At 60.9% G+C, this 7,569-nt stretch carries 8 protein-coding genes; 5 read left to right on the forward strand and 3 right to left on the reverse strand.

Annotated features, from left to right (window positions below):
• The first annotated feature begins 199 nt into the window (after positions 1-199).
• The 4 genes from SOP85_RS10900 (at position 200) to SOP85_RS10915 (ending at position 5,450) form a co-directional block, all read left to right on the forward strand.
• Positions 200-1,972: an N-acetylglutaminylglutamine amidotransferase gene (locus tag SOP85_RS10900; protein WP_323626944.1), complete on the forward strand. Its 1,773-nt coding sequence runs from the start codon at positions 200-202 to the stop codon at positions 1,970-1,972.
• A 3-nt stretch (positions 1,973-1,975) separates the two neighbouring features.
• Positions 1,976-3,724: an N-acetylglutaminylglutamine synthetase gene (gene ngg, locus SOP85_RS10905; protein WP_323626945.1), complete on the forward strand. Its 1,749-nt coding sequence runs from the start codon at positions 1,976-1,978 to the stop codon at positions 3,722-3,724.
• Positions 3,725-3,878: 154 nt separating this feature from the next.
• On the forward strand, positions 3,879-5,069 hold the full coding sequence (locus SOP85_RS10910; protein WP_274073004.1) for an osmoprotectant NAGGN system M42 family peptidase: 1,191 nt from the start codon (positions 3,879-3,881) through the stop codon (positions 5,067-5,069).
• Positions 5,070-5,222: 153 nt separating this feature from the next.
• A complete protein-coding gene (locus tag SOP85_RS10915; protein WP_008060849.1) occupies positions 5,223-5,450 on the forward strand; it encodes a YheU family protein in 228 nt (75 codons plus the stop codon).
• Here the strand turns inward: SOP85_RS10915 and csrA are convergent.
• The 3 genes from csrA to SOP85_RS10930 form a co-directional block, all read right to left on the reverse strand.
• Complete coding sequence (csrA, locus tag SOP85_RS10920; protein WP_274073003.1) at positions 5,439-5,630, reverse strand: carbon storage regulator CsrA; 192 nt, start codon at positions 5,628-5,630, stop codon at positions 5,439-5,441. The genes SOP85_RS10915 and csrA overlap by 12 nt on opposite strands.
• Positions 5,631-5,786: 156 nt before the next feature.
• A complete protein-coding gene (locus SOP85_RS10925) occupies positions 5,787-6,119 on the reverse strand; it encodes a YnfA family protein (protein WP_274073002.1) in 333 nt (110 codons plus the stop codon).
• Between the two features lie 64 nt (positions 6,120-6,183).
• Positions 6,184-6,999: an SDR family oxidoreductase gene (locus tag SOP85_RS10930; RefSeq protein ID WP_323626947.1), complete on the reverse strand. Its 816-nt coding sequence runs from the start codon at positions 6,997-6,999 to the stop codon at positions 6,184-6,186.
• Positions 7,000-7,284: 285 nt separating this feature from the next.
• On the opposite strand from SOP85_RS10930, the gene SOP85_RS10935 reads away from it, so the two are divergent.
• Positions 7,285-7,437, forward strand: a complete 153-nt coding sequence (locus SOP85_RS10935) for a DUF3309 family protein (RefSeq protein WP_179056895.1) — start codon at positions 7,285-7,287, stop codon at positions 7,435-7,437.
• The last annotated feature ends 132 nt before the right edge of the window (positions 7,438-7,569 follow it).

Here is a 7,569-nt window from a genome sequence, read left to right on the forward strand (position 1 = left end):
CAGCTTCTCCTATGCATCCCAGCATTAATTACCACCCTGGCACTGCACACTTGTGTACCCCCGGCATTAGCCAGTACACGCCTGCTTATAACCCATCGTTCTAAAACTCCAACTACCGAGACGGGTCAGTTTCTGAGTACCCGTCGTTTTGGCGCGGTATCGATTGCCCCTCCCCAACGGAAAAACCGGTAAGGAATTTATGTGCGGATTAGCTGGCGAGTTACGTTTTGACAATCAACCTGCAGACCTTGCAGCCATTGAGCGAATCACCCATCACCTGGCACCTCGAGGCCCCGACGCCTGGGGTTTTCACAGCCAGGGGCCGATTGCCCTGGGCCATCGCCGCCTGAAAATCATGGACCTGTCGGACGGTTCGGCGCAGCCGATGATCGACAATCAACTGGGACTGTCCCTGGCCTTCAACGGCGCGATCTACAACTTCCCGGAACTGCGCAGCGAACTTGAAAGCCTGGGTTATGCCTTCTATTCCGGCGGTGACACCGAAGTGCTGCTCAAGGGTTTCCATGCCTGGGGCGAAGCACTGCTGCCGAAACTCAACGGCATGTTTGCCTTCGCCATCTGGGAGCGCGACAGCCAACGCCTGTTCATCGCCCGCGACCGCCTCGGCGTCAAGCCGCTGTACCTGTCGCGCACCGGCCAGCGCCTGCGTTTTGCCTCGGCGTTGCCGGCGTTGCTCAAGGGCGGCGACATCAACCCGATCCTCGATCCGGTGGCGCTCAATCATTACCTGAATTTCCATGCCGTGGTCCCGGCGCCGCGCACCTTGCTGGCCGGCATCGAAAAACTGCCGCCGGCGACCTGGATGCGCATTGAAGCGGATGGCCGTACCGAGCAGAAAACCTGGTGGACCCTGCCCTATGGCCCACACGACGATGAGAAAAATCTGACACTTGAGGACTGGCGTGACCGCGTACTCGACAGTACGCGCGAGGCGGTAGCCATCCGCCAACGTGCCGCAGTCGATGTCGGCGTGTTGCTGTCCGGCGGAGTCGATTCGAGCCTGCTGGTCGGGCTGTTGCGGGAGGTCGGCGTGGAAAACCTGTCGACCTTCTCCATCGGTTTCCAGGATGCCGGTGGCGAGCGCGGCGACGAGTTCCAGTACTCGGACCTGATCGCCAAGCACTACGGCACCCAGCACCACCAGCTGCGCATCGACGAAAGCGAGATCATCGAACAACTGCCCGCCGCGTTCCGTGCCATGAGCGAGCCGATGGTCAGCCACGACTGCATCGCCTTTTACCTGCTGTCCAGGGAAGTGGCCAAGCATTGCAAAGTGGTGCAAAGCGGCCAGGGTGCCGACGAACTGTTTGCCGGTTATCACTGGTATCCCCAGGTCGACGGTGCCAGCGATCCGTACGCGGCCTATCGCGAAGCGTTTTTCGACCGCAGCTACGACGACTACGCCGCCACCGTGCAACCGAAATGGCTGACGGCCAATGACGCTGCCGGCGACTTCGTGAAGGAACATTTCGCACAGCCGGGTGCCGATGCCGCGGTGGACAAGGCCTTGCGCCTGGACAGCACGGTGATGCTGGTGGACGACCCGGTCAAGCGCGTCGACAACATGACCATGGCCTGGGGCCTGGAAGCGCGCACGCCGTTTCTCGACTATCGCCTGGTGGAATTGTCGGCCCGGGTGCCCGGCAAATTCAAACTGCCCGACGGTGGCAAGCAAGTCCTGAAGGAAGCGGCGCGCCTGGTGATCCCCAGTGAAGTGATCGACCGCAAGAAGGGTTACTTTCCGGTACCCGGCCTCAAGCACTTGCAGGGCGACACGCTGAACTGGGTGCGCGAACTGCTGCTCGATCCAAGCCAGGATCGCGGCCTGTTCAAACCCGCGATGCTCGACCGCCTGCTGACGGACCCACAAGGTCAACTGACGCCGTTGCGCGGCTCCAAGCTGTGGCAACTGGCGGCCCTGAACCTGTGGCTCAGCGAACAAGGAATCTGACCGATGAAACCTCACGCCACGGCTTTCAGTCAGCGCTTGTTGCGCGGTCAGGCGCCCTCCTACGAACGCTTGCAGGCGCGCCTGGCCGAAGACGGCAGCGCACTGGGAGCCGAGCCGATTGCCGTGCATTGCGGCTGGGGCCGCTTGCTGATCGGCCATACCTTCGCCGATGCCGCCAGCCTCGCCCGGGAGTTGCTCAACGAGCAGCCGGGCGAACGGGATATCGCCCTCTACGTCGCCGCGCCCCAGCAAGTATTGGGACTCGAGCCGACCCAGCTGTTCCTCGATCCGTCCGACACCTTGCGCCTGTGGTTCAGCGATTACCGTCAGGCCACCCGGGTGTTTCGCGGTTTTCGCATCCGCCGCGCCCAGAGCGACGCCGACTGGAATGCGATCAATCAGCTTTACCACGCACGGGGCATGCTGCCGATCGATGCCAGCCTGCTGACCCCCAGGCACCTGGGGGGGCCGGTGTACTGGCTGGCGGAAGACGAGGACAGCGGCGCGGTCATCGGCAGCGTCATGGGCCTCAATCATCACAAGGCCTTCAACGATCCGGAAAACGGTAGCAGCCTGTGGTGCCTGGCGGTCGATCCGTGCTGTTCACGGCCCGGCGTCGGCGAGGTGCTGGTGCGGCATCTGATTGAACATTTCATGAGTCGCGGGCTGAGTTACCTTGACCTGTCCGTGCTGCACGACAATCGCCAGGCGAAAAACCTGTACGCCAAGCTCGGCTTTCGCAACCTCTCGACGTTCGCCATCAAGCGCAAGAACGGCATCAACCAGTCGCTGTTTCTCGGCCCGGGTCCTGAAGCGAATTTCAATCCGTATGCGCGGATCATCGTCGAAGAAGCACACCGGCGCGGCATTGATGTCCAGGTCGACGATGCCGAAGCCGGCCTGTTCACCCTCAGCCATGGTGGCCGCCGGGTACGCTGTCGCGAGTCCCTCAGCGACCTGACCAGCGCCATCAGCATGAGCCTGTGCCAGGACAAGAGCCTGACCCATAAAGTGCTCACGGCCGCCGGCCTGAACCTGCCGGCGCAGCAACTGGCAGGTAACGCCGATGACAACCTGGCGTTTCTCGACGAACACCATCGGGTGGTGGTCAAACCGCTGGACGGTGAACAGGGACAAGGGGTGGCGGTAGATCTACAGGCCATCGAAGAGGTCCAGCAAGCCATCGAAGCGGCCCGCCAATTCGACACTCGAGTGCTGCTGGAAAGCTTTCACGAAGGCCTCGACCTGCGGATCCTGGTGATCGGCTTTGAAGTGGTGGCCGCGGCTATTCGTCGGCCGGCTGAGGTGGTGGGCGATGGCCAGCACTCCATCGGCGCGCTGATCGAAGCCCAGAGTCGGCGGCGGCAGGCAGCCACGAGCGGCGAAAGCAAGATCCCGCTGGATCATGAGACCGAACGCACCGTTCACGCCGCGGGCTATGACTTCGGCAGCATTCTGCCCGCGGGCGAGCATCTGTTCGTACGTCGTACAGCGAATCTTCACACAGGCGGGATTCTCGAAGACGTCACCGCGATCCTGCATCCCACGCTGGTGGACGCCGCGGTGCGCGCGGCGCGGGCACTGGATATTCCCATGGTCGGCCTCGACCTGATGGTGTCTGCCGCCGATCAACCGCAGTACGTGTTCATCGAAGCCAACGAGCGCGCCGGGCTGGCCAATCATGAACCGCAGCCGACGGCCGAGCGGTTTGTCGATCTGTTGTTTCCGCACAGTCAGCCGGCTGTTTCTTAATTGTGGTGACTGGAGGCCGCCTTCGCTGGCAAGCCAGCTCCTACAAGGTTTTGTGTTTGACCTGTAGGAGCTGGCTTGCCAGGGAAGACGGCCTGACAGGCCACAAAAAACCTTCATCGAAACCATCGATGGCCTCAACTCATCAGGAGTTTCCATGACCCGCCAATACCCGGAACCAGACCTGACCTATTTGCAAAAAGTCCTGCTGGAAATGCTCGCCATTCCCAGCCCCACCGGCTTCACCGACACCATCGTGCGCTATGTCGCCGAGCGGCTTGAAGAACTGGGCATCCCCTTCGAGATGACCCGCCGCGGCACCATCCGCGCCACCCTCAAGGGCAAGAAAAACAGCCCGGACCGCGCCGTTTCCGCCCACCTGGACACCATTGGCGCCGCCGTGCGCGCCATCAAGGACAACGGCCGCCTGACGCTGGCCCCCGTGGGCTGCTGGTCCAGTCGCTTTGCCGAAGGCAGCCGCGTGAGCCTGTTTACCGACAATGGCGTGATCCGTGGCAGCGTATTGCCGCTGATGGCCTCCGGGCACGCGTTCAACACCGCCGTGGATGAAATGCCGATCAGCTGGGATCACATCGAGTTGCGCCTGGATGCCTATTGCGCGACCCGCGCCGATTGCGATTCCCTGGGCATCAGCGTCGGCGATTTCGTCGCCTTCGACCCGTTGCCGGAGTTCACCGAAAGCGGCCACATCAGCGCCCGTCACCTGGACGACAAGGCCGGTGTCGCGGCATTGCTGGCAGCCTTGAAAGCCATCGTCGACAGTGGCGAAGAGCTGGCGATCGATTGTCATCCGCTGTTCACCATCACCGAGGAAACCGGCAGTGGCGCAGCGGCGGCATTGCCCTGGGACGTCAGTGAATTCGTCGGCATCGACATCGCGCCCGTCGCGCCCGGCCAGCACTCCAGCGAACACGCGGTGAGCATCGCGATGCAGGATTCCGGCGGGCCGTACGACTATCACCTGTCGCGGCACCTGCTGCGCCTGGCCAGTGACAACGAGCTGCCGGTACGCCGCGACCTGTTCCGCTACTACTTCAGCGACGCTCACTCGGCGGTCACTGCCGGCCATGACATCCGCACCGCCCTGCTCGCCTTCGGCTGCGATGCCACCCACGGCTACGAACGCACCCACATCGACAGTCTCGCCGCCCTCAGTCGCCTGCTCGGTGCCTACATCCTCAGCCCGCCGGTGTTCGCCAGCGACGCACAGCCGGCCCAGGGTTCGCTGGACCGGTTCAGTCACCAGATCGAACACGAGACGCAGATGGAAAGCGATACGCGGGTGCCATCGGTGGATAGCCTCGTAGGCCAACGCAACAACAGCTAAGGAAACACAATCCTGTAGGAGCCGCCGCAGGCTGCGATCTCTTGATCTTGTTTTTAAAAATCAAAGTCAAAAGATCGCAGCCTGCGGCAGCTCCTACTGGTGATGCGTTCATAACCACCGTAGCATCGCGCCATTGATTTGACCGAGGTGCCCATGCTTATTCCCCACGACCAACTTGAAGTCGACACCCTGACCCGCCTGATCGAAGACTTCGTGACCCGCGACGGCACCGACAATGGCGATGACACGCCGCTGGAAACCCGTGTCTTGCGGGTTCGCCAGGCCTTGATCAAGGGCCAGGCCCTGATTGTCTTCGATCCGGAAAGCGAGCAATGCCAGCTGATGCTCAAGCATGACGTGCCCAAGCACCTATTCGACTGATTTCCTGTTCCGCGCCAGCTTGCGCTGGATTCGCTCGTAGATCTCGGTACGGTGCACGCTGACGTCGTGCGGGGCTTCGATGCCGAAGCGCACATTGCCGCCATTGACGGCGATGATGCGCACCGAAATGGTGTCGCCGATGGAAATCAATTCGCCGACTACGCGACTCAGTACAAGCATGGCTGTGGTCCTTCAGAGTTATCGGACCTTGAAGATGCCCGGCGCACCGCGGGCCTACAAGGCAGCCGCGGTAATCCAGACCAAACCTACAAGCACAGGCCTACCTTGCTGAAGGAAATGTCTGACACACCACTTCTATCAAGCAAGGCCGATTCGTCAGGAGGCCGAGAAGCGCGGGCCGAACAGGATGATGCTTGCGCCGATCACGCACAGCGCCACGCCGAGCCAGTCGGAGCCCAGCGGACGAATCCGCTCGACCACCGCCAGCCAGCCAATCGAAGCAATGATGTAGATACCGCCGTAGGCGGCATAGGCGCGGCCTGCATAAGTCGCTTCTATTCGCGTCAGCAATAGCGCGAACAACGTCAGGCTGAGCAGCGCCGGCAGCACCCACCAGACGCTTTTACCCTGGCGCAACCACATCCAGAAGGCAAAGCAACCGGCGATTTCGAACAGCGCCGCGAGGAAAAACCACAGGTAATTGAGCATGGGAAGGTCTCGCGAGGATGGCCGATGGCGGCCACCCTAACGAGGCTGTTGCAGGCGGGCAAGTTCAGCTTGCGGATTGTTTGGCCTTGGCGCGCATCTTGTCGGCCATCAGGGTCATTTCGTTGTACAGCAGTTGCGGGTTCTTCTGCTTCAGCGCCCAGGCCTGGCGGCCCTGTTCGTGGGGCAGGATCATGAATTCGCCAGCGGCGACTTGCTGGTAGATATAGTCGGCGATATCGGCGGCACTGATGGGCGAGCTTTCCAGCAACTTGCCGACCTGGGCTTTCATGGCCGGGGTCGGGCCGCGGAAGGAGTCCAGCAGATTGGTCTGGAAGAACGATGGGCACACCACATGCACGCCGACTTCCTGATGCGCGAGTTCGATCAGCAGGCTTTCGGACAACGCCACCACGCCGGCCTTGGCCACGTTGTAGTTGCTCATGGCCGGGCCTTGCATCAACGCCGCCATCGACGCGATGTTGATGATCTTGCCCTTGCTCTTCTCCAGCAACGGCAGGAAGGCCTTGCAACCCTTGACCACGCCCATGAGGTTGATTGCGATCTGCCAGTCCCAGTCCTCCAGGGACAGCTCGCTGAAGAACCCGCCCGAGGCCACGCCCGCGTTGTTGACGATGACGTCGATGCCCCCAAGCTTGACTTCGCATGCCTGGGCGAAGGCGGTCAGTTGACTGTAGTCACGCACATCACAGCGCTGGATGAAGCCATCGCCACCGGCATCGCGCACCTGCTTCAGGGTTTCCTGCAAACCCGCTTCGCTGACATCCGACAAGGCCAGCTGCCAGCCTTCGCGCGCCCAGCGCAGCGCGATTTCGCGACCCAGGCCGGAGCCTGCGCCAGTGATCATCATGCGATTTTGCATAGCAAACAGCCTTGTTGTTCCGGGGAAGATGCGTCGAGTGTAGCGAAGGCTATAGGCCGACCCACGCTCTATCAGATTGCTGAATGCCCCAAGCAAACCGCGAACGCGGCGCACCAACTAACTTAACAGCAGACGGAATAGGCAATAGTTCTAAAAACCGCAAAAAAACTTGGAATTTTCTGCCTTGCGTCGCGGTCGGATTTTTTAAGCAGCTCGAATTAATGACATTCCCGCTGACTGATAACGGCTAAGTCATTCCTGAACACTTACAGCAAGGAAACAGACATGGGCACAATTCTTCTGATCATTCTGATCCTGTTACTGATCGGTGGTCTACCGGTCTTCCCGCACTCCAGAAGTTGGGGTTATGGCCCGTCCGGTATCATCGGCGTGGTGTTGGTGGTGATACTGATCCTGGTGTTGCTCGGCAAGATATGAAGTTTTGACCGATAAAAAAAGAGGCCCTTGAAGGGCTAATGCCAGTCAGTTAAGCTGACTGGCATTTTTATTTCTGATCGGATACTTCGGCGATTTGAGCCGGATGGCTCGGGGATAAATACGCTCCTCTCG

The sequence above is a fragment of the Pseudomonas sp. YuFO20 genome, assembly GCF_035064975.1.
Taxonomy (GTDB): Bacteria; Pseudomonadota; Gammaproteobacteria; order Pseudomonadales; family Pseudomonadaceae; genus Aquipseudomonas; species Aquipseudomonas putida_AE.